A 21,029-nucleotide genomic window follows, 5' to 3' on the forward strand; every position below is an offset into this window, starting at 1 on the left:
AATCCCGCCTATTGATGAGTGCAGGCAGCTTCACTGGGTGAGCCCAGGGGAGGGGGAGGCATCATGACCGAGACGCGACGCAAGCTGACGACCATCTTCTGCGCCGACGTGCAGGACTACACCCGCCTGATGGGCGCGGACGAGGAAGGCACGCTGGCAATGCTGAAACGGCATCGCGATGCGATGTCGCGCCTCATCGGCTTGCACGGAGGGCGGGTGATCAATACCTGGGGTGACGGGCTGATCGCCGAATTTCCGAGCGTGGTCGAGGCTGTGCGCGCGGCGGTGGACGTTCAGAACGAACTCGCCGGCATGAACGCGACGCGGCCGGCGGACGGGCGCATGCTGTTCCGCATCGGTATCAATCTTGGCGATGTGATTGCCGACGGCGAGGATATCTATGGTGACGGGGTCAATATCGCCGCACGGCTGCAGGCGTCGGCGGCTGCCGGCGGTGTCGTCATCTCGAATACTGTCTACGAACAGGTCCGCAACAAGGTGGCCGTCGGTTTCGATTTCCTCGGGCCGCTGACGGTGAAGAATGTTTCGGAGCCGGTGCCGAGCTATGCCGTGCGCATCGGGGAGGACGCCGGCGACGCCCCGCCGCCGCAAGCCGCAACGACCCGTCCGGAGGCCATTCCGGCGAAGTCCACGCAGCAGCCGAACCGGAGAGTCCGGAAGATCTTTGCCGTGTTCGCATTGGCGGCAGCTGCCTTGGTGGCAATCAACCTCCTGTCCTGGCAGGGGGGTTTCTGGGCCGCCTGGCCGCTCCTCGGCCTTGCCTTCGTTTCGGCACTAATCTGGATTCGGAGCCAAGATCGTATCGACCGGCGGATGGCCACGCTGGCGGCCATTGCGCTCGGCATCGTCGCAATCAACCTGCTTTCGTGGCACGGGATATTTTGGGCAGTCTGGCCGCTTCTGGGCTTAGCCGTCGCTGCCGGCCTTCAGTGGGCGACGCGCGGCTGATTGGAGGACAGCTGGCAAAGCCAGCTGCGCTAGCTCCGCGTTGAAAACAGCGACGCAAGCGTCGGGCGCGACGAGGGCGCATTTTTCAGGCTCGGCACGACCACGAGGCGCTTGACGTCGCCGCGCTTGAAGGCGGCGAGGAAGCGGCGGTAATCCTTGAAGGATATGCAGCCGTTGGAATCGCCACGCTTGCCGAGCATGTAGGTATGGGCGAGCAAGCCGACCCGGCCGTGGATCTGCTGCGGGCCGCCGACGGGATGAAGGCGGATCGCCGCGACGCCGTGAAACAGGCTTTCGCGCATGGTGAGGTCATAGGTGTGCGGCGGCGTCGGCCCGCGCATTTTCACGTTAACATACCGCGGGTTGTCGCGCATGGCGCCAAGGCCGGAATGGGCTTCGAGCCGTTCGCCGCTGGGCAGATAGACGGTGCCGGCTGCGATATCATAGATCGCCACGCCGGCGCGGGCACCGGGCATCAGCGTCGGCTTGGCGTATGCCGGCATGTCCTCGCCGTCATCTTCCGTTCGCGCATAGGCAAGCGCGGGTTCGGCGGCCGGTTCACCCTTCGGCATGGCCGGCCGCGACATCGGCAGCGGAATGTCGGTGCCGGGCGCGAGAACGAGGCCGAAAGGCGCATCGGATGCCGCCGTCTCGGCGGAGGCGGTTTCGACCGGGGCTGCGGCCGGCGCAGGTTGGGCGGAAGCCGCGTCGGCGGCCGCCGTTGGGCCGGAGGCTGGCTCGATCGGCTTGGCGGCGGCGATCTCGGTCGGATGAGCGGGTTCCGGGAGTGGCACCGGAGCCGTGAAAGCCGCAGCGCTCGCGAGCACCTGCGCCTGCTGCCTCAATGCCGAAGCCATTTCGGCGCCGTTGTTGCGCTTGGCGAGCAGTGACAGGCCGCGGCGCTGCATGAGCGCGACCATATCCTTGGAGCTTTTCGGCGTGCTCTCGGCAACCATGCGGTCTGAAATCGTCGTCTTGCCGGGGAGGCGTGAGAACTTATCGACACGGATCAGCGGGTGTGCGCCGGTAGCCGCAGAGTGAGCCGGCTGCGGCGCGATCGCGACATCGGCGATCAAATTCGCCGCCGGCGCGCGCGGCATTGCAGAGGTGTGCATTGTTGCAACCGACGCGATCATCCAGGCGGATGCCGAGACGGCAATACCAATTGCAATAGTCCCCGGGATGACCCGGAGAAGTCTGGCTGGTCGAAAAAAAGCCCAGCCGAAAGGGTTGACGCTTTCACACGTCTCAATAGCAAACGCCATATTACTCGGTTTCCTACGCGTCACACCGGCGCTACGAGGGACGCTTCGCCGGAGCCGCTAATGAAGCAAGAGGGCAGAAATGAGGCCCAATCACCTTAGCGGCTGTCAGGGAGCATGACGCACTATGGTAACTAATTCCTTTACGCAATTCGCTATGTGTTCAAGAAACGGAGCCAGGTTGAGCGGATGCCTTTCTTTCTGCTTTAATATTAGCGAGACGTGTAATTCGTTCCCCCGTCTGTTATCGTCGCAAAGTGACGAATGGCTAAAAAAGGGGGAACCGAATGTCTGCTGCAGTTGAATTGGGCGAAAGCGAGGTCTCACCATCCTTGCTGGTCGACGCGATGATCGCATACGGCAAGACGGCTGCGATCAAGGCTGCCATCGAACTCGATCTCTTCACGATGATCGGCAGCGGGGATCGAACGGCGGAGGCGCTCGCGGCTACGGCCGGCGGTTCCGAGCGCGGATTCCGCACCCTCTGCGACTATCTCGTCGTCAAAGGCTTCCTGACGAAGAGCGGACAAATTTACGCCCTGACACCGTCGAGCGAGGTCTTTCTCGACCGCCGTTCGCCCGCCTATATGGGGGCCGCAATTGAGTTCATGGCGGCGCCAGAAATGGTTTCGCTGTTTCTGGACGATCCGGTGGCCTATGTCCGCAACGGCGGAGCGCTGGGGCTCGCGAATATCGCGGCAGACAATCCCGTCTGGGTGAAGTTTGCCCGCGGCATGGGCGCCTTCACGGGTGGAAGTGCTGCCAGCGTTGCGGCGGAGATCAAGGCCTGGCCCTCGCCGCCGAAGAAGGTGCTGGATATCGCCGCCGGCCCGGGCGGCTTCGGGATCGAGATCGCCAAGGCCGTCCCTTCCGCACGGATCGTGGCCTTGGATTGGGCCTCGGTGCTGGCCTTGACCAAGGAGAACGCATCGAAGGCGGGCGTCGTGGATCGGTTCAGCTTTATTTCCGGAAGCGCCTTCGAGGTGGATTGGGGCGCGGACTACGATCTCATCCTGCTCCCGAACTTCCTGCACCATTTCGATGCCGAAACCTGCGTGGACCTCCTGAAGAAGGCTCGTGCCAGTCTCGGTGCCGGAGGCAAGGTCCTCGCCGTCGAGTTCGTGCCGAACGAGGACCGCGTTTCTCCCGATTTTCCGGCAGGATTCTCCTGGGTGATGCTGGCAACCACGCCGAAGGGTGATGCCTACACCAAGAGCGAACTGGCGGAGATGGGGCGGCAGGCCGGGTTCGGCGACATGGTCACGAAGGAACTGCTGCCGTCGCCGGCAACCATGATCACCTTTGAATAGTGGCTCTTCCGGCGAACGGTCGGCGCTATGCCCGCTCCATGACATAGCTGCCGGGGGCTTCCTCGATGGCGTTGAGTGCTGTGCCGCCAGGTTTGCGCCCAGGGACGCGCTTTGCGTCCTTCGCTTCGATCCAGGCCTGCCAGTGGGGCCACCAGGAGCCGCGGGTTTCTTCGGCCTTGGCGAGCCAGGCGTCGTATTCGCCCTTGGCGGGGCCGCCGGTCCAATACTGGTATTTGTTCTTGGCGGGCGGATTGACGACGCCGGCGATATGGCCCGAGCCGGCGAGCACGAAATCGACCTTGCCGCCGAAAAACCGGCTGCCGAGGAAGACCGATTTTGGGGGCGCGATATGATCTTCACGCGTCGCGATATTGTAGATCGGGATCTTCACGTCCTTGAGCGACACCGCCTTGCCGTCGAGGATCATCTCGTCGGCGGTGAGCGCATTCCTGAGATAGCAGTTGCGCAGGTAGAAGGCGTGGTTGGCGGCTGCCATGCGGGTGGAATCGGCGTTCCAGAACAAAAGGTCGAAGGGCAGCGGCATCTCGCCCTTCAGGTAGTTGTTGACGAAATACGGCCAGATCAATTCCGAGGCGCGCAGCATGTTGAAGGCGGTCGCCATCTTCGAGCCATCGAGATAGCCGGTGGCCGTCATATGGTCCTCTAGCGCTTTCAGCTGCTCCTCGTCGACGAAGACCTTGAGGTCGCCCGCATGGGTGAAATCGACCTGCGTGGTGAAAAGCGTCGCGGTTTTGATGCGCTTGTTCTTTTCCTTGGCATGGAGCGCCAGCGTCGCCGCGAGCAGCGTGCCGCCGACGCAATAGCCGATGGCGTTGACATCCTTCTCGCCGGTCGCCTTTTCGATCGTTTCCAATGCGAAATCGATGCCTTCACGGGCATAGGCCGTCCAATCCTTGGCGGCATGGCGGGCGTCGGGATTGACCCAGGAAATGACGAACACTGTCTGGCCCTGGTCGACGCACCATTTGATGAAGGATTTCTCGGGGTTGAGGTCGAGAATGTAGAATTTGTTGATCCAGGGTGGGCAGATGAGGAGAGGGCGCTTCAGCACCGTCTCCGTGGCCGGCTCATACTGGATGACCTGGCAGATCTCGTTCTGGGCGATGACCTTACCCGGTGTCAGCGCCATGTCGCGGCCGACCGCGAACTTGGTCATGTCGGTCTGGCGCAGTTTCAGGTCGCCGCCGCCTGCCACGATGTCCTCCGCCAGCATTTGCATGCCGCGCACCAGGTTTTCGCCGCTGGTTGCGACCGTTTCGCGGTAGAGCTGCGGATTGGTGGCGACGAAGTTGCTCGGCGACAGGGCGGCGGTGATCTGCTTCACGTAGAAGCCGGCCTTGTGCTTCGTGTGCTCGTCAAGTCCTTCGGTTTCTGCGACGATCTTCTCCGCCCAGTCGGCGGTGATGAGATAGATCTGGCGCAGGAAATCGAAGAAGGGGTTCTTCTGCCAATCGGGATCGGCAAAGCGCCTGTCGGGGCGTTGCGGCTCCGGCTCGGGAGACTCGCCATGCATGCGCTGCATCGAACGCATCCAAACGCCGAAATAGCTGCTCATCAACTGCGTCTGCGCCTCGAAGGTGCGGCGCGGATCGGACATCCAGTATTCGGTGACCTTGGAGAGCGTCTTGACCATGTCGGTCATCGGCGCGGCAAGCCTCTCATTGATCTCGCCGCTCTCGCGCGGGGCAAGCCAGGCGGAGGCCGCCTTGCCGAGATTCTCCAAGGCGCGGGCGATGTTCTTCGCCATCGCCTCGGGATCCTTCACGAGGTAGGGATCGAGGCTTGGTGCCTCGAAGCCTGGAGCCTTCGCCTTGTTGTCGCTGTCGGTCACGCTTTTCCCCCGCGGCAGCAATCGTCTCTTAATCAGTTGTACATCGTCCGCGATCAAGAAAACAAGTTCAACGCAAGCCCGCCCGTGCTATTGCTTTGTCGCTGCAACGAATTTAACAGTCGCTAAGGCTTCAGGATTTGAAAGATCTGGCATGACGACGAACCGCATCACTGGCATTGCAATCGCAACCGGCATGGCACTCGTCGCCGCGGCCGCGGCGGCGATGCTTGCCGGATGCACGTCGACGCCGGAACAGAAGGCGGCCGCCGCGGCGCGGCGAGCGCCGCCGACAGCTGTCGTCATGACGGCGACGAAGGGCGAGGAGCCGACGCAAAGCAGCCTGTCCCATTATCCGGACGGATATCCGGGCTTTGGCGCGCCGCTGACGGCCGCAAACACGCAGATGAGCAACGAGGAAGCCGCAGGCCTTCAAAAGCAGCTTTCAGCGCTCGTCGCCCAGCGCAAGGCGGGCACCATTTCGGAAGCCGAGTATCAGCGGCGCGTGGCGGAATTCAGAAAGCTTGCCGCCGAGCACGGCGCCGACGCGCTTTCTGCAATCGGCAATTAAGGCTTGCCTGCCAGGCGATTTGGACGCAAAGCCTTCCGCAGCCGGCGGGAGAGATGAATTTCCCGATAAAATGCGTCTGTTGCGGCTGTTCGTCAAAGAATCGCCGCGTCACGAAAGTCTGATGAATACGGCCCTTGCGATTCTGAAGTTCGTGTCGCAAGCAGCCGGGAACAAACGAACTTCGAGCGCGGCCATGGTGGCCGCATTTCCATGGGGAAAGAGATGGAAGAGTTTCACAAAGTCCGGCGTTTGCCGCCTTACGTTTTCGAACAGGTCAACCGTTTGAAAGCGAGCGCGCGAGCGGGCGGCGCCGATATCATCGATCTCGGCATGGGAAACCCTGATCTCCCGACACCCCAGGCGATCGTCGACAAGCTGTGCGAAGTGGTCCAGGACCCGCGCACGCATCGTTATTCTTCCTCCAAGGGTATTCCGGGCCTTCGCCGCGCGCAGGCCGCCTACTACGCCCGCCGCTTCGGCGTAAAGCTCAATCCGGATACGCAGGTCGTTGCCACGCTCGGCTCCAAGGAAGGCTTCGCCAACATGGCGCAGGCCATCACCGCGCCGGGCGACGTCGTGCTCTGCCCGAACCCGACCTATCCGATCCATGCCTTCGGCTTCCTGATGGCAGGCGGCGTGATCCGCTCGATCCCGGTCGAACCAGACGAAAGCTTCTTCCCGCCGCTGGAGCGGGCGGTTCGCCATTCGATCCCGAAGCCGCTGGCACTGGTCCTCAACTATCCGTCCAACCCGACGGCCTTCGTCGCGACGCTCGATTTCTACAAGGACGTCATCGCCTTCGCGAAGAAGCACGACATCATCGTGCTGTCTGACCTTGCCTATTCGGAAATCTATTTCGATGGCGAGCCGCCTCCGTCGGTTCTGCAGGTGCCGGGCGCAATCGATGTCACCGTCGAGTTCACGTCGATGTCGAAGACCTTCTCCATGCCCGGCTGGCGCATGGGCTTTGCTGTCGGCAACGAGCGCCTCATCGCGGCACTGACGCGCGTGAAGTCCTATCTCGATTACGGCGCCTTCACGCCGATCCAGGTTGCCGCGACCCATGCGCTGAATGGCGACGGCTCCGACATCGCGGAAGTGCGCAACGTCTATAAGCGCCGCCGTGACGTCATGGTCGAGAGCTTCGGCAAAGCCGGTTTCCAGGTGCCGCCTCCGGCTGCGACGATGTTTGCCTGGGCGAAGATCCCGGAAAAATTCCGTCATCTTGGCTCGCTGGAGTTTTCCAAGCTCCTCGTCGAGAAGGCGGATGTCGCGGTCGCGCCAGGTATCGGCTTCGGCGAGCAGGGCGATGATTATGTGCGTCTCGCACTCGTGGAGAACGAGCATCGCATCCGTCAGGCCGCCCGCAACATCAAGAAGTTCCTATCGACGGCCGACGAGACGATGCATAACGTCATCTCGCTCAACGCACACCGCTGATACCATCACCGCAACGGCAGCCGCTTTCCGGCGGCTGCCCCTCGTAAGACACTCAGGATCTCTCCATGGCAGACGCCCTCAAAATCGGCATTGCGGGCCTTGGCACCGTTGGTGCCTCGCTCGTCCGTATCATTCAAAACCGCAGCAACGAGCTTGCTGCAACGTGCGGACGGCCGATCGTGATTACCGGCGTTTCGGCCCGCGACAAGACGAAGGACCGTGGCCTTCACCTGACCGGCATCGAGTGGTTCGACCGGCCGGAAGAGCTGGCCGAAAAGGGCGATATCGACGTTTTCGTCGAACTGATCGGCGGCGTGAACGGCGCGGCGAACAGCTCCGTGCGCGCCGCACTCGAACGCGGTCTCCACGTGGTGACAGCCAACAAGGCGCTGCTTGCCTATCACGGCGTCGAACTGGCGAAGATCGCGGAAGAAAAAGGGACGCTGCTGAATTTCGAAGCCGCTGTGGCAGGCGGCATTCCGGTGATCAAGGCGCTGCGTGAATCGCTGACGGGTAACACGATCTCGCGCATCTACGGCATCATGAATGGTACCTGCAATTACATCCTGACCAAGATGGAGAAGGAGGGCCTCTCCTTTGCGGACTGCCTGAAGGAAGCCCAGCGTCTCGGCTACGCCGAGGCCGATCCCGCCTTCGACATCGAGGGCAACGATACCGCGCACAAGCTCTCGATCCTGACGACGCTTGCCTTCGGCAACCAGATCGCCGCCGACGACATCTATCTCGAAGGCATCACCAACATCTCGATCGATGATATCCATGCGGCGGCCGACCTTGGCTATCGCATCAAACTGCTCGGGGTGGCGCAGCGCACCGAGACCGGTATCGAACAGCGCGTGCATCCGACCATGGTGCCGGTCGATTCCGTCATTGCTCAGGTGGACGGCGTCACCAATGCCGTGGCGATCGAATCCGACATTCTCGGCGAACTGCTAATGGTTGGCCCCGGTGCAGGCGGCAATGCGACCGCATCCGCCGTGCTCGGCGATATCGCCGATATCGCAAAGAGCCAGCCGGGCGCACAGCGCGTGCCGGTGCTCGGCCATCCGGCAAAGTCGCTCGAGCCCTACCGCAAGGCGCGGATGCAGAGCCACGAAGGAGGCTATTTCATCCGCCTCACCGTGCTCGACCGCACCGGCGTATTCGCGAGCGTCGCCACGCATATGGCGGAAAACCATATCTCGCTGGAATCGATCGTACAGCGTTCGCAGCAGCATCTGGCACCGTCGCACCACCAGACGATCATCCTGGTCACGCATGCGACCATGGAGGATTCCGTGCGCAACGCGGTCGCCGCCATCAAGGGCGAGGAGTATCTCGTCGGCGAACCGCAGGTGATTCGCATCGAGCGCCCCAAGGAAGACTGAGTCTCTGGAGAGCGACTTGCCCGAGCGAGGCGGACGCGGTGCTTTCGCGTCCGTCCACAGCTAAGGCGAGCCCCCATGCCCAAAACCGTTGTGTGCTCCTCCAAAGCCGCATAAATCTGCCCGTACCGTCCAGTCCCGGAGCGGTGACAAGCGATGGCGATCAGTGAGGGCATGGTGGACATAGCCGCCGATCCGGTGCAACGGGCGTTTCTGGGGGTGGAGAAATCCGCGCTCGATAATCGCTGGGTATCGCGCCTGGATCAGGCCGCCCAGAACCGCGCGCTGGCGATGTCCCAGATGCACGGTTTGCCAGACCTCATTGCGCGAGTGCTTGCTGGCCGGGGTGTCGGGGTCGACGAGGCCGTCGAGTTTCTCGATCCGACGATCCGCAGCCTGATGCCCGATCCCTATACGCTGACGGATTGCGAGAAGGCGGCAAAGCGCCTTGTCGAGGCGATTAGGCGCGGCGAGAACGTCGCGATCTTCGGCGACTATGATGTCGACGGTGCGGCCTCCTCAGCGCTGATGTACCGCTTCCTCACGCATTTCGGCGTGAAGGCCAATATCTACATTCCCGATCGCATCTTCGAAGGCTACGGACCCAACCCGGCGGCAATCAACCAGCTGATCGACAACGGTGCCCAGCTGATCGTGACCGTCGATTGCGGGTCGACCAGCATCGAGGCTCTGGCGGCCGCCGAAAAGCGGAATATCGACGTCGTCGTCATCGATCACCACCAGGTGACGCATGAGCTGCCGCATTGCCACGCGCTGGTGAACCCCAACCGCGAAGACGATCTTTCGGGGCAGGGGCATCTCTGCGCCGCGGGCGTCGTGTTCCTTGTCCTTGTCGCGACGCTGAGGCTGCTGCGGGAAGCCGGCGACAAGCGCATTCTGGCGATCGACCTGCTGAAATGGCTGGATATCGTGGCGCTGGCGACGGTCTGCGATGTCGTGCCGCTCAAAGGATTGAACCGGGCCTATGTCGTGAAGGGACTGGTTGCCGCGCGCCACCAGACCAATCCAGGGCTTGCGGCGCTCTTCCGCAAGGCCGGGCTTTCCGGGCCGGTGAGCCCCTATCATTTCGGCTTCCTCATTGGCCCGCGCATCAATGCCGGCGGCCGTATCGGCGATGCCGCGCTCGGCAGCAGGCTGCTGACGCTCGATGATGCCGGCGAGGCGGAGGTGATCGCCCAGCGGCTGGACGAGCTCAATCGCGAACGCCAGGCCATGGAAGCGGCGATGCTGCAGGAAGCCGAGGCAGAGGCGCATGCCGAATACGGTGATGGCGAGGGCGCTTCCGTGATCGTCACCGCCGGAGACAAGTGGCATCCGGGCATCGTCGGGCTGCTGGCGGCACGTCTGAAGGAGAAATTCAAGCGCCCGGCCTTTGCCATCGCCTTCGATCCGTCCGGCCGTGGAACAGGCTCCGGCCGCTCGATCAACGGTTTCGACATGGGCAGGATGGTGCGCGCGGCGGTCGATGAGGGTCTGCTTCTCAAGGGAGGCGGCCATGCGATGGCCGCAGGCTTGACGGTCGAGCGGGAAAAACTCGGAGCGCTGCGCAATTTCTTTACCGAGCGGGCCGAGAAAACCGTATCCGCACTGGTCGCCAACGAGACCCTGAAGATCGACGGTGCGATCGGCGCCAGCGGCGCCACCATCGACCTGATCGACCGGCTGGAAACGGCCGGACCCTATGGCTCAGGGCATTCGCAGCCGGTCTTCGCCGTGCCGGCGCACCGGCTGCGCGACGCGCGGATGGTCGGCGAGAGGCATGTGAAGGTGACGCTCGAGGCTATGGACGGCGCCCGCCTCGACGGCATCGCCTTCCGGGCGGTGGACACCTCGCTCGGCAACCTGCTGCTCAATTCCCGCGGAGCAAATCTCCACGTCGCGGGAATGCTCGGCGCTGACCACTATCAGGGAGCGCGCCGCATCCAGCTGCGCGTCTGCGACGCGGCGCCGGCGCGATAGTCAGCGCTCCGACGCCAGCTTCGACAGATACTGTCCGTAAGCGCTCTTGCCGAGCTTTTCAGCGAGCTTCACGAGGTCGTCCTGTGAGATGTAACCCATGCGCCAGGCGACTTCCTCGGGGCAGGCGACCTTGAAGCCCTGCCGCTTTTCGAGCGTGCTGACGAAACCCGCAGCGTCGAGCAGGCTGTCCGGGTGCCGGTATCGAGCCAGGCAAAGCCCCGGCCCATCAGTTCCACGAAGAGCTGCCCGCGCTCGAGATAGGCGCGATTGATATCGGTGATCTCCAGCTCACCGCGCGGTGACGGCTTGAGATTGGCCGCGATATCGACCACCTGCTGGTCGTAGAAATAGAGGCCGGTTACCGCCCAGTTGGATTTCGGCTGCCTGGGCTTTTCCTCGATCGAGAGCGCATTCATGTTCGCGTCGAAGCCGACGACGCCGTAGCGTTCCGGGTCGGTGACGTGGTAGGCGAACACGGTTGCGCCTTCCTTTCGGCTCGTCCCCGATTTCATGATTTCGGGCAGCCCGTGCCCGTAAAAGATGTTGTCTCCGAGGACCAGCGCGGAGCTGTCGCCATGCACGAAATCGGCGCCGATGATGAAGGCCTGGGCAAGGCCGTCGGGGCTCGGCTGTACGGCATAGGTCAGCGAAATGCCCCACTGCGAGCCATCACCAAGCAGCCGCTTGAGGGCTTCGGCATCATGCGGCGTGGTGATGATCAGGATGTCCCTGATGTCGGCAAGCATGAGTGTCGTTAGCGGATAATAGATCATCGGCTTGTCGTAGACGGGCATCAACTGCTTCGAGACAGCCTGGGTGATCGGATGCAAGCGCGATCCCGTGCCGCCGGCGAGAATAATTCCCTTCATGCTCTCTTTCTAAATTGCTTTGTTAAAAGGCTCTTGCGTGACAATCTTCATAGACGCCGAATTTCAGAAGCCGACCGCGAAGGTTCGCGACAAATGCCCCCACTGTCAGTCGGCGCTCTACTGCGAGAAATGCGAAAAGCATCCAGAACATAGGCCCTATGCGAAACAGGCCATTCGGGCGTTGATGATGGCAGCAGATGGGGAGTGTGAAGAAGCGACCGCGGCTTTGCTCGACCAGACCCGGAATAGCCTTATGCACGGGGCTACACTTAGGGAAATTGAAAGCACGCTACCTGATCCGCACGAAAGCGTGGTCGACATCTTGGGACGAATCCTGCTGAACGCCCTCGTCACGCAGTTCCCGAAAGAGGTGGTCGAGGGCGCATACATGGGTCTTCCTTCGACTTATTTGCACTACAAAGTCAATGCGTCTGCCCATCTGCAGACGGTTGTCCCTTTGGATCAGGAGGGGCATTTTGATCTTGAGTTCAAAGGTTTTTCGATGACGATGGTGCCGCCCGGGCCAACGCAGAGCGCTTTGCCATCAGTGCTTAGATTGACACATGAGCAATACGACCGACTACGGTATCTAAGCTATTCGACCGGCGACCATCAAGAAATGCTCAAACGCATCCAGGCCCGGGAGCAGGGCGGCTATATCTACGTGCGCGTACTGGCAACGGACATGACTAGAATCCGGGAGGCTGTGGAAAAGAAGGAGGAAGGGGCATGGCAGGACCTGTTCCGCGAGATTTTCGAGCATGCCGAAGAGCCCCCGGCGTCGGAATAAGGCTGCTTAGGCGCTTCACGGACTCAGAAGGACTTTTGCTAGCCGAATCGCCGAGAGCGGGGCGGACCTGTTCGCCGTGCAAAAGAGCTTCGGGCACGCGAGCCTACCACTACGGTTGCATACCTCAACGAACTGAATGCCGAACCAATGGCGCAACGCGCCGCCGCCGCTGCAAGCAAGCGCAACGCCGAAGTGAAGAGACTTCGCGCCGCCGAAAACTGAATCACTTATCGATTTGCGACTAGGCAATATAAATGATTGATTTTGCTCACGAATGGCACGCCCTAGGGGAGTCGAACCCCTCTTCCCAGAATGAAAATCTGGTGTCCTAACCGATAGACGAAGGGCGCTTCCTTCGTGGTGGCGCCCTTATAGTCAGCACCTTTGTGCACCGCAAGCGGCAAAATACGAAAATATTGCGATTGCGCAGATTTTTTCGAGGCTTGTGGAAAATGGATGTCGGCGAGGTAAGCGGCCGCCTCGTGCGGACGAGGGGCATCATGGCCATAGGGACGTGGTCAACCGTCGCGCATGCGTGGCTTGTCGATCCGCAGCCGCTAGCCTTCATGCAGGGTGGTACGCCCGACGGGATTCGAACCCGTGATCTACGCCGTGAGAGGGCGTTGTCCTGGACCGCTAGACGACGGGCGCGGTCGCACAGACATCAGATAATAACGCTGAGCGCTTTGACAAGCACGCGCAATCGGGGATCGATGAGAAAAGTGGCACGCCCTAGGGGAGTCGAACCCCTCTTCCCAGAATGAAAATCTGGTGTCCTAACCGATAGACGAAGGGCGCTTCCTTCGTGGTGGCGCCCTTATAGTCAGCGCTTTTGTGCACCGCAAGCGGGAATTTTGCTTTTCTTCAAAAAAGTGACATGAAAATCCACGCTAGCGCAAAAAGCTGAATATCCGATGTGAATCAATGGGCTGCTGGCCATCCTTCGTGCGGACATACCCGTCCTGCCGTTAGGCGAAGTAACAGATCGCGGTCTTGTCAGATCGCCGGTCCGCGCAGCGTTCGCCTCTGTCCCGCACCGCAGCCCCAGTTCCAATCACGGTTTTTGCCGGTATCCACATGGACGGATTCGGTGTCGCAATAGGTCCCCACGCCGCCACGGTCGGGCAGCGAGCGAACATAGGCGGCAATGTCCCATTTGGAGACGCCGGCGACCTGGATGTCGGCGGCATCGCACGTCTTGTGCATCGATTCTTCGGCGCCGCCGACCATGCGGTTGTGCTCGGGATCGCGATATCCGGACGTCACCATGACCGGCTTTCCGAAATGGCTTTCGATCGTTTTGATGACATGCAGCAGATTGGGTTTGAAGCAACTGACCTCCACATCGCCGTTCTGGATATTGAGACCGTTCGGCGCAACGCGGGTCATGCCCGGCAGGGACGCCTTCTGGAGAAGGCCGGAAAGGCTGTCGAGGAGGTTCTGTTTCGGCGCGGCATAGAGCGCATTCATCGATCCGGCCTTGAGGCTGCCTGCGATAGCTGCCGTCTCGACGGAGGGGGCCAGCTTCGTGCTGGTGTTCTGGGATGATTGCTGCGGTAGCGGAAATTCGCCGGACTGCGGTGCCGGGGCAGGCTGGGACGGGGCGCTGAAGACGCTGCTGCGCGTCGCGTCGACACCGGGAGAGGGTGCATAGGCGGTGGCATCGGACGGCTGAACGATCGTCGAGCTGCTGTTGTTCTGCGGAATCGCCGGCGGGGCCGAAAAGATGCTCATGGCGTTGGCGTTGATCCGGGTCTGCTGCATCACCATGCCGCCGATATTGGCGGGCTGCATGGCGGCCGCGGAGGCCGGCATGGATTGAGGCGAGTTCTGGGCTGCCGTCGCAGGCCGCGCGCCGGAGACATTGGTGACCGTCGGATCGCGATAGGTGCCCTTGGCCTTGCCCGGCGTCTTTGCGGCAAGCTGCTCCGCCGCGGGATCGGTAGGCGCGGCGGCAGCGGAATCGAGCGCCTTCTGATTCGATACGCAGCCGGAAAGCGCAAGGGCCGCGGCGGCGATCAGAAGCACGCCCTGAGCGCGTATCCGCTTTTCGATAATGAGCAACCGACCGGTCTCCTTGGATGCCGAAGACGCGGCGAATGGGGCCGTCTTCTGCTTCGAGTCGGCCGGAGAGTGCCTGTGGAGCAGGCTTGCAGCAAGCGCGAACCGGGCGCCGGGACCTGAAATCGCAAAAGCTGCAAGCCTCGCTAAAGCCTCGGCTTACCAGACGCCGGTATTGCCCATCGAGAGCCAGGGCTCGGCTGCAGGAAGGCTGGCGTCCTTCTGAAGAATTTCGATAGAGATGCCGTCAGGCGAACGCACGAAGGCCATGCGGCCGTCGCGCGGCGGACGGTTGATGGTGATTCCCTTATCCATCAGGTGCTGGCAGGTGGCATAAATGTCGTCCACCTCATACGCCAGATGGCCGAAGTTGCGTCCACCGGTGTAATCCTCGATGTCCCAGTTGTAGGTGAGTTCGAGACACGGGGCGCCATTTCGCTCCGCATTCGTGCTATCCTCGTCCGCAGCGAGGAAAACCAGCGTGTAGCGGCCTTTCTCGTTTTCGGAGCGGCGAATTTCCTTCAAACCGAATAGCGTGCAATAGAAATGAAGCGACGCATCGAGATCCTTCACGCGGACCATGGTGTGGAGATAACGCATTCTATTTCCTTTCTAAATGCGGGGTGTCCCGTTATGCGGCAGAACGTAAGCTTCGGGCAAGTCACACGGTTAAGATGAGCAACTGGGAATAATTGAAAAGTAGGGCTTGCGCTGATCCGTTACCAAGATGTTAATCTTGATATCAAGAATCAGTTAACCGTAACAGTGTGACGCGTATTGAGGGACTGGCGACATGGCTGACAGGATTTCATCGAAGGAATTCACGCATATCGACGAGTTGTCCGGAGATGCCGTCGATCTCGTTGAAATCACCGGCGTCGTCAAATGGTTCGATGTGGCCAAAGGCTTCGGCTTCATCGTCCCGGACAACGGAATGCAGGACGTTCTCCTGCACGTCACATGCCTCCGCCGCGACGGTTACCAGACAATTCTCGAAGGCACGCGCATCGTCGCACTGATCCAGCGCCGCGAGCGGGGCTATCAGGCCTTCAAGATTCTCTCGATGGATCAGTCGACCGCCGTCCATCCGTCGCAGCTGCCGCCGGTGCGCACCCATGTGCAGGTCACCGCGACGAGCGGTCTCGAGCGTGCACTGGTGAAGTGGTTCAACCGGACGAAGGGCTTCGGCTTCCTGACGCGCGGCGAGGGAACGGAAGATATCTTCGTGCACATGGAAACGCTGCGCCGTTTCGGCTTGACGGAGCTTCGCCCCGGCCAGGTGGTGCTCGTTCGCTATGGCGACGGCGACAAGGGGCTGATGGCGGCGGAAATCCACCCCGACATGCCGAGCCCGGCTAGCCGGTCGCACTGATGTCACGCGGCTCTGCAATGAACATCGTCAAAAGCGCCTTGTTGGCGCTTTTTTTCATGATCGCGGCACCGGCGCTCGCCCAGCAAGAGATGCATTTCGACAAGGAGCCGCTGGTGATCCAGACGGCCACCGGCAAGATGCTGAATTTCACGGTCGAGATCGCCACCACCAACGAGCAGCGCGAATACGGGCTGATGTTCCGCAAGGAAATGCCCGAGAATGCCGGAATGATCTTCGACTTCGGCGAGTCACGGCGGGTGTCCATGTGGATGGAGAATACCATCCTGCCGCTGGACATGCTCTTCATCGATAGCGGCGGCACGATCCGTCACATCAAGGAGAATGCCACTCCCTATTCGCGGGACATCATCGATTCGATAGGCGAGGTGAAATACGTCGTCGAGCTGAATGCCGGTGTCGTCAAGAAGCTCGGGATCAAGGTCGGTGATAAGGTTGCGAGCCCTACGACCACGAGAAAGAAGTAGGCAGCAAGCCGAAGCGCCGCGCCCCTCTCCGAATTACTGCTTTTTCGCCGCCTTGGCATCCGCCTGCATCAGCCGCTCCATGAAGAGTGCCATCTTGCGCTTGATGCTGCCGTAGGTGCCAAGCTCGAAGTCGCAGTGATAGCAGGTGATGATGTCGCTATCGACAGGCTGCGGGCGCGGAAAGTTCATGCGTGTCTTGCCGCACTTGGGGCAGGGTACTTCAACTTGCATTACGGCTCCTCTGTGGGGCCAATGGCCGCCTTGGAAAAACAAACAATTCTGGAAGGATCATCGGCGGGAAGAGATTTGACCTCCCGACCGGGTCCCAAACCAACCTTTTCAAGACCCATTACCGATGATTCCCAGTGAATGCCAGCAGAAGACCTGAGAAGAGCCCAGGAAACTTTGGGATTGCTCTCAAGATTCCCCCATTCATGTCACACTGAACTGCACGGCCGTCGTTGGACGTAGGTCTTTGACTAACTGCCGTCACTCTACCGCCAGACGAACAGGCAATACATCGGAAGTTTTACTTGCAGGCGCAGGCGGCCTCATCCACAATGCCGCGCCCGGCGCACTTGTGCCGGAGGACAGACGCAATCGCATGAACTGACCATTCGAAGATGCCGCAGACGCCATGCCCACGGCGCTCAAGGGGGGAATTCGAAATGATGTTGAGCAGTTCTCTGAGAACGCTGTTTCCTACGGCAATTCTCGTTTCGATCATTCCTCTCCCAGTTGGCGCAAAGCACCCCATTGCGTAGCAGGCCGGCAAGTTCCCTCACCAACTGAGGAACGCACGGCAACTTGCGTCATGGGAAAACAGCCTTCGGCCCTGTCGGCATGGCTTGTCCAAACAAGGAGGAATGACATGCAAATAGGAGCAAAATCGCGCGTCGCAGCAGTGATGATTCTGGGTTTTCTCGGCAGTACGGCGATGGTGCAGGCTCAAGACCAGCCCGGCATCAAGAAATACGGCTCGGAAGCAGGCTGGGACATCGTCGTGCGGCAGGACATGGGCCCCGGCTGCTTGATCGCGAAAAAACTGACCGATGACGTGCAGCTTCAGATGGGGATCGACACGAGGACCACCAGGCGTGGCTATCTGGCACTTTACACCAAGGCCGATGCCAACGTTACCAGTGGCGCGAAGCGCACCGTGATATTCGATGTTGATGGCCAGCAGTTCAGCGGAGAGGCGACCGGTCAAAAAGTCGAGGGATTTGAAGGAGCTTACACCTGGGTCAACAACCTCGACTTCATCTATGATCTTGCCAAGAAGAAGATGCTGACGATCACGCCGCAGGGGCGTCAGCCGTTCGCCGTGAGCCTTGCCGGGACCGACGCCGCCTTCAAGGCCCTGCGCACCTGCCAGGACGCTCAGTAAGTCTCGCGTGCGTATTTCCTGTTAAGTAGATGTATCAACCCACGCGGCATCTAGAGACCAGCCAGCAGCGGTGGACCGTATCGAGGTCCACCGCTGCTGGCGCGTTTGTTTTTGATGACGCCATGTTTTCTGCGTGCGTCTGTACGCGAGGTAAATGCCGGCGTAAGCGGCCGCGCGTGAGGCGTAAAGAGGCGGGCGTTTACAGTAACGTACTTACCTTTTCCGCGCAGGAGGACATACTTCCGCGACGACCCTGACAGGAGGATCGACGTCCGTGAGCAGGCAAGGCGGAGCTGCGGGAAACGCAATCGATGCCGCGCAGCTGGGGCTGTGGCGGCTGATGCTCAAGTTGCCTGCAATCCGCGGCCGGCTGCAAATGCTTGCTGCGAGATCGAGGCGTCTTGACGATCTCTTCGAAGCATACGAGGAGGCCAGCCGCACACTCGAACGGCTCCGGAAGGAGAGTAATCTCGCCCTGGCCAACGAATACGACACCGTCTGCTCGGACATCGAGGCGGACGTCATCCGTTATGTCCTGCAGGGCTCCGCGGGCGCTCCTGATTGACACGCGCATTTCCGAGATTGATCGCGCGTTGGTTTTTATTAGCGTTTCCGGTTGCAACTCGGTGTCAAGTCGGCGATATATGTTCGCGTTCTACTTTAGTGGCCAATGGGTACGGGCGCGGACCATGAGTGCTGAAGTACACGACGTGGGGACCCGCGAAGTATCCCTCGAGGAGGCCGGAGCGGAACTGGAGAGGCTTCTTGCCGACGGAAGGTTCCGTGTCTCGGACCGGCAGCGGGAGATCCTGCTATATCTCGCCGAGCGAAGGCTAGCGGGCTACCAGAAGGGCGTGAAGGCCTATTCGATCGCGCTCGACGTGCTGGGAAGAACCAGCGCCTTCGACGCCGCCAACGATCCGATTGTCCGGATAGAGATTAGCCGGCTGAGGACCGCTCTCGACAACTACTACGCCGTTTTCGCCGAAGAGCTCGGAGTCTCGATCCATATTCCCAAGGGCAGCTACGTGACGCTGTTCCCGAAGACCTCCATCCGGCACGAGCCGGACGACCAGCACCTCGACGACGATGTCGCTGCTGTGTTCGAGGCGGCGCCTGCGTATCCTTCGGAAATCCGCTCGCCGGTGCAATGGCGGCGCCTGGCGGCACTTGGCGGCATCGGGCTCGTCGTTTGCTTAGCAGCTGCCGCCCTCTACTTCCGTCCGATCACACCTACAGCTACGGCCAAGCCCACCCTGCTCGTGGCGATGACTGCGGCGTCTGCGGACATGGAGGGCGAGGCGAGCCTGACCCGAGACATGCTGCTGAGCGCCCTGACACAGTTCCAGACCGTGATCGTGGCACGGCCCGGTTCGGTCGCGGGCGGAGCGGGCCGCTCGGACCCGAGCTACGATATCGAGATGAAATACTACGGGGACGGCGACGACCGCAGCGTATGGTGGCAGGTCGTGGACGGTGTCTCGGGAAATCTCCTGCGTTCCGGCCTCGAGCGGGTGGAACTCAGCGGTAAAAGCGCGGCCGCAGTCAGGGAGGAGATGGCGGGAGCGCTCGCGACGCGGGTTGCCTCCTCGCGCGGCGTCATCAACACGATCGAGATGCAGGACGCCCCGAGAGACGCTCTCGGCAATGGCTGCGTCCTGAGAGCCGAGTATGCGCTCGAGGCCGGTGACGCGGACGACGTCTCCGAGGCGTCCCGCTGCCTGGAGCGCACTCTCGCCCGGTCGCCGGACGATCCTGACGCCAGCGCGCTGCTTTCCCGCGTCCTCGTCGCCCCACGCGGCCGGCAAGTGAGTCCCGAAATCGAGGCACGCGCCCTGGATTTCGCGAAGCGGGCCGCCTCGCTTGCGCCGCTGTCGGACAGGGCTCAGACGGCGTTGATGGCCGCGCAGTTCGCAGCCGGCCGGACGGAGGCGGCCATACAGGCCGGCAACCGGGCGATCGCACTTAACCCTAACAACCCGGAGGCGGCGGCTGCCCTCGGTTTCGTACTCTTCTCGTCGGGATACTGGGAGGCGGGCGTCGACCTGGCGCGGGACGCCAGTCGCGACCGCGACACCGTGCCCCGCGACGCGATGCTGGTGCTGGCCCTCGACGCCTACAGAAACAGCCGGTGGTCGGAAGCCTCGCTTCTCGCGGAACAGGTGAACGGCACCGACTTCCTGGTATGTGCGCTGCGCGTTGCGGCCCTCGGACAGCTTGGAGCAGAGGACGCGGAGGAAAAGCTGCCGCAGCCGAAGGCCCTGGACCGCGAGTTCGAGCAGGCGTTCCGCCAGCAGATGGCCACCGCCCGGATGCGGCCGGAGATCGTCGCGGGAATCGAGGCCGGCCTCGCCAAGGCCGGCGCCGACTTTGATGGAGTCGCCAGCATCCGGCCCTAGAGTCTGACCCTAATTTACGAAGGCATTTACAGTTGCGTACTTCACGAGAGCACGAATCATGTTTCTATCGTCGTGACAGGCGTTCTTCACGACCTCACAAGGGGAATCTTTGATGCGAACTGTTGTCATTGTCCTTTCGGGAATGCTGCTTGCCGCACCCGGTATCTCGCTGGCGGCCGACCCGGCACCTGCCTTCGCGCCCACTCCTGAAACCACGGTGCAGGACGAATGGAGCTTCTCTTTTGCTCCGTATTTGTGGACTGCCGGGATCTCCGGCGATACCGCCGTCTTCGGGCTGCCGGAGGTCCACATCAATCAAAGCTTCGGGGACATTCTGGCTGATATCGACTTCGGATTCATGGCGGCAGGAGACGCACGCTATGGCCCCTTCAGCATCGTGACCGACATCGAATATGTGAGGATTACCTCGGACGCGGCGACGCCGCGTGGCGTGCTGGCGGACGAAGTGGACCTCAAATCCGTGACCTTCACCGCCCTGGTCGGCGCAGGCTACACCGTGCTCGAGGATCCAAACGGCAGGCTGGATGTCATCGCAGGCCTCAGGGTCTGGTCGGTCGAGACCACGATATCTTTCAGCGGCGGCCCTCTTGGCGGAATTTCCCGTAGCGACGACGCCACCTGGGTCGATGGGATGGCGGGCGTCCGAGGCGTCTACTCGATCACGCCTACGGTCTATTTGACCGGATGGGGTCTGATCGGCGCGGGCGGCGCCGACCTCGACTGGGACGTGATGGGGGGCGTTGGCTACAAATGGAAGGAATGGCTCTCTGCGTTCATCGGATATCGCGCACTCGGTGTGAACTACAGCAACGACAGCCTGACCCAAGATGTCATCGAGCACGGTCCGATCCTCGGCGCCGTGTTCCGCTTTTAATCGAC

The 21,029-nt window shown here is 61.4% G+C and carries 18 protein-coding genes, 3 tRNA genes and 2 pseudogenes; 14 read left to right on the top strand and 9 right to left on the bottom strand.

Annotated elements, in window-relative coordinates:
- Nucleotides 1-63: 63 nt before the first annotated feature.
- The gene (locus HGP14_RS09165; protein ID WP_168829495.1) at nucleotides 64-969 is read left to right on the top strand and encodes an adenylate/guanylate cyclase domain-containing protein; all 906 of its coding nucleotides are present in this window, start codon (nucleotides 64-66) and stop codon (nucleotides 967-969) included.
- Nucleotides 970-998: 29 nt separating this feature from the next.
- Here the strand turns inward: HGP14_RS09165 and HGP14_RS09170 are convergent, their stop codons facing one another.
- On the bottom strand, nucleotides 999-2,084 hold the full coding sequence (locus HGP14_RS09170) for a DUF2778 domain-containing protein (RefSeq protein ID WP_409527067.1): 1,086 nt from the start codon (nucleotides 2,082-2,084) through the stop codon (nucleotides 999-1,001).
- A 434-nt stretch (nucleotides 2,085-2,518) separates the two neighbouring features.
- Here HGP14_RS09170 and HGP14_RS09175 point away from each other — a divergent pair, with 434 nt between their 5' ends.
- Nucleotides 2,519-3,541, top strand: a complete 1,023-nt coding sequence (locus HGP14_RS09175; RefSeq protein WP_168829497.1) for a methyltransferase — start codon at nucleotides 2,519-2,521, stop codon at nucleotides 3,539-3,541.
- A gap of 25 nt (nucleotides 3,542-3,566) precedes the next feature.
- On the opposite strand, the gene phaC is transcribed toward HGP14_RS09175, so the two are convergent.
- Nucleotides 3,567-5,393, bottom strand: coding sequence for a class I poly(R)-hydroxyalkanoic acid synthase (gene phaC, locus HGP14_RS09180; protein WP_168829498.1), 1,827 nt, complete (start codon nucleotides 5,391-5,393; stop codon nucleotides 3,567-3,569).
- Between the two features lie 151 nt (nucleotides 5,394-5,544).
- Between phaC and HGP14_RS09185 the strand changes: the two genes are divergently transcribed.
- The 4 genes from HGP14_RS09185 (at nucleotide 5,545) to recJ (ending at nucleotide 10,766) form a co-directional block, all read left to right on the top strand.
- The gene (locus HGP14_RS09185) at nucleotides 5,545-5,961 is read left to right on the top strand and encodes a hypothetical protein (RefSeq protein WP_168829499.1); all 417 of its coding nucleotides are present in this window, start codon (nucleotides 5,545-5,547) and stop codon (nucleotides 5,959-5,961) included.
- 222 nt (nucleotides 5,962-6,183) lie between these two features.
- On the top strand, nucleotides 6,184-7,401 hold the full coding sequence (locus HGP14_RS09190) for an LL-diaminopimelate aminotransferase (protein ID WP_168829500.1): 1,218 nt from the start codon (nucleotides 6,184-6,186) through the stop codon (nucleotides 7,399-7,401).
- Nucleotides 7,402-7,466: 65 nt separating this feature from the next.
- Nucleotides 7,467-8,789 carry a homoserine dehydrogenase gene (locus tag HGP14_RS09195; RefSeq protein WP_168829501.1) on the top strand — a complete coding sequence of 441 codons (1,323 nt, stop codon included), beginning with the start codon at nucleotides 7,467-7,469 and terminating at the stop codon, nucleotides 8,787-8,789.
- A gap of 171 nt (nucleotides 8,790-8,960) precedes the next feature.
- Complete coding sequence (recJ, locus tag HGP14_RS09200; protein ID WP_168829638.1) at nucleotides 8,961-10,766, top strand: single-stranded-DNA-specific exonuclease RecJ; 1,806 nt, start codon at nucleotides 8,961-8,963, stop codon at nucleotides 10,764-10,766.
- Here recJ and rfbA read toward each other — a convergent pair.
- Nucleotides 10,767-11,635 (bottom strand): annotated as a pseudogene (rfbA, locus tag HGP14_RS09205) (glucose-1-phosphate thymidylyltransferase RfbA).
- Between the two features lie 37 nt (nucleotides 11,636-11,672).
- Between rfbA and HGP14_RS09210 the strand changes: the two are divergent.
- Nucleotides 11,673-12,425, top strand: a complete 753-nt coding sequence (locus HGP14_RS09210; RefSeq protein ID WP_168829502.1) for a hypothetical protein — start codon at nucleotides 11,673-11,675, stop codon at nucleotides 12,423-12,425.
- A 28-nt stretch (nucleotides 12,426-12,453) separates the two neighbouring features.
- A pseudogene (locus HGP14_RS36645) lies at nucleotides 12,454-12,561 on the top strand (hypothetical protein); the annotation flags it as partial.
- 139 nt (nucleotides 12,562-12,700) lie between these two features.
- Here the strand turns inward: HGP14_RS36645 and HGP14_RS09220 are convergent.
- The 5 genes from HGP14_RS09220 to gloA all read right to left on the bottom strand — a co-directional run bounded on the left by HGP14_RS09220 (nucleotide 12,701) and on the right by gloA (nucleotide 15,086).
- Nucleotides 12,701-12,775: transfer RNA gene (locus HGP14_RS09220), tRNA-Glu, on the bottom strand.
- A 224-nt stretch (nucleotides 12,776-12,999) separates the two neighbouring features.
- Nucleotides 13,000-13,076: transfer RNA gene (locus HGP14_RS09225), tRNA-Glu, on the bottom strand.
- 72 nt (nucleotides 13,077-13,148) lie between these two features.
- A tRNA-Glu gene (locus HGP14_RS09230) sits at nucleotides 13,149-13,223 on the bottom strand.
- Between the two features lie 198 nt (nucleotides 13,224-13,421).
- Nucleotides 13,422-14,489, bottom strand: coding sequence for a YcbK family protein (locus HGP14_RS09235; protein WP_168829503.1), 1,068 nt, complete (start codon nucleotides 14,487-14,489; stop codon nucleotides 13,422-13,424).
- Between the two features lie 156 nt (nucleotides 14,490-14,645).
- The gene (gene gloA, locus HGP14_RS09240; RefSeq protein WP_168829504.1) at nucleotides 14,646-15,086 is read right to left on the bottom strand and encodes a lactoylglutathione lyase; all 441 of its coding nucleotides are present in this window, start codon (nucleotides 15,084-15,086) and stop codon (nucleotides 14,646-14,648) included.
- A 193-nt stretch (nucleotides 15,087-15,279) separates the two neighbouring features.
- On the opposite strand from gloA, the gene HGP14_RS09245 reads away from it, so the two are divergent.
- Both HGP14_RS09245 and HGP14_RS09250 read left to right on the top strand, forming a co-directional pair.
- Nucleotides 15,280-15,858, top strand: a complete 579-nt coding sequence (locus HGP14_RS09245) for a cold-shock protein (RefSeq protein WP_168829505.1) — start codon at nucleotides 15,280-15,282, stop codon at nucleotides 15,856-15,858.
- A 17-nt stretch (nucleotides 15,859-15,875) separates the two neighbouring features.
- On the top strand, nucleotides 15,876-16,343 hold the full coding sequence (locus HGP14_RS09250) for a DUF192 domain-containing protein (protein ID WP_246704390.1): 468 nt from the start codon (nucleotides 15,876-15,878) through the stop codon (nucleotides 16,341-16,343).
- A gap of 33 nt (nucleotides 16,344-16,376) precedes the next feature.
- Here HGP14_RS09250 and HGP14_RS09255 read toward each other — a convergent pair whose 3' ends face one another.
- Complete coding sequence (locus tag HGP14_RS09255; RefSeq protein ID WP_168828767.1) at nucleotides 16,377-16,574, bottom strand: hypothetical protein; 198 nt, start codon at nucleotides 16,572-16,574, stop codon at nucleotides 16,377-16,379.
- A 640-nt stretch (nucleotides 16,575-17,214) separates the two neighbouring features.
- On the opposite strand from HGP14_RS09255, the gene HGP14_RS09260 reads away from it, so the two are divergent.
- From HGP14_RS09260 to HGP14_RS09275, 4 genes are all read left to right on the top strand, one after another.
- Nucleotides 17,215-17,730 (top strand): hypothetical protein, encoded by a 516-nt coding sequence (locus HGP14_RS09260; protein WP_168829639.1) that lies wholly within the window; start codon nucleotides 17,215-17,217, stop codon nucleotides 17,728-17,730.
- A gap of 274 nt (nucleotides 17,731-18,004) precedes the next feature.
- Complete coding sequence (locus HGP14_RS09265) at nucleotides 18,005-18,295, top strand: hypothetical protein (protein ID WP_168829507.1); 291 nt, start codon at nucleotides 18,005-18,007, stop codon at nucleotides 18,293-18,295.
- Between the two features lie 124 nt (nucleotides 18,296-18,419).
- The gene (locus HGP14_RS09270) at nucleotides 18,420-20,129 is read left to right on the top strand and encodes a tetratricopeptide repeat protein (protein WP_168829508.1); all 1,710 of its coding nucleotides are present in this window, start codon (nucleotides 18,420-18,422) and stop codon (nucleotides 20,127-20,129) included.
- Nucleotides 20,130-20,241: 112 nt separating this feature from the next.
- On the top strand, nucleotides 20,242-21,024 hold the full coding sequence (locus HGP14_RS09275; RefSeq protein ID WP_168829509.1) for a hypothetical protein: 783 nt from the start codon (nucleotides 20,242-20,244) through the stop codon (nucleotides 21,022-21,024).
- Nucleotides 21,025-21,029: the final 5 nt, after the last annotated feature.

This window comes from Rhizobium sp. P32RR-XVIII (assembly GCF_012641395.1).
Taxonomy (GTDB): Bacteria; Pseudomonadota; Alphaproteobacteria; order Rhizobiales; family Rhizobiaceae; genus Rhizobium.

Coding starts and splice junctions, on each gene's coding strand:
- HGP14_RS09165 (WP_168829495.1), top strand. CDS start 64: ATGACCGAGACGCGACGCAAGCTGACGACCATCTTCTGCGCCGACGTG.
- HGP14_RS09170 (WP_409527067.1), bottom strand. CDS start 2,084: ATGCACACCTCTGCAATGCCGCGCGCGCCGGCGGCGAATTTGATCGCC.
- HGP14_RS09175 (WP_168829497.1), top strand. CDS start 2,519: ATGTCTGCTGCAGTTGAATTGGGCGAAAGCGAGGTCTCACCATCCTTG.
- HGP14_RS09185 (WP_168829499.1), top strand. CDS start 5,545: ATGACGACGAACCGCATCACTGGCATTGCAATCGCAACCGGCATGGCA.
- HGP14_RS09190 (WP_168829500.1), top strand. CDS start 6,184: ATGGAAGAGTTTCACAAAGTCCGGCGTTTGCCGCCTTACGTTTTCGAA.
- HGP14_RS09195 (WP_168829501.1), top strand. CDS start 7,467: ATGGCAGACGCCCTCAAAATCGGCATTGCGGGCCTTGGCACCGTTGGT.
- recJ (WP_168829638.1), top strand. CDS start 8,961: ATGGTGGACATAGCCGCCGATCCGGTGCAACGGGCGTTTCTGGGGGTG.
- gloA (WP_168829504.1), bottom strand. CDS start 15,086: ATGCGTTATCTCCACACCATGGTCCGCGTGAAGGATCTCGATGCGTCG.
- HGP14_RS09245 (WP_168829505.1), top strand. CDS start 15,280: ATGGCTGACAGGATTTCATCGAAGGAATTCACGCATATCGACGAGTTG.
- HGP14_RS09250 (WP_246704390.1), top strand. CDS start 15,876: ATGAACATCGTCAAAAGCGCCTTGTTGGCGCTTTTTTTCATGATCGCG.
- HGP14_RS09255 (WP_168828767.1), bottom strand. CDS start 16,574: ATGCAAGTTGAAGTACCCTGCCCCAAGTGCGGCAAGACACGCATGAAC.
- HGP14_RS09260 (WP_168829639.1), top strand. CDS start 17,215: ATGCAAATAGGAGCAAAATCGCGCGTCGCAGCAGTGATGATTCTGGGT.
- HGP14_RS09270 (WP_168829508.1), top strand. CDS start 18,420: ATGAGTGCTGAAGTACACGACGTGGGGACCCGCGAAGTATCCCTCGAG.
- HGP14_RS09275 (WP_168829509.1), top strand. CDS start 20,242: ATGCGAACTGTTGTCATTGTCCTTTCGGGAATGCTGCTTGCCGCACCC.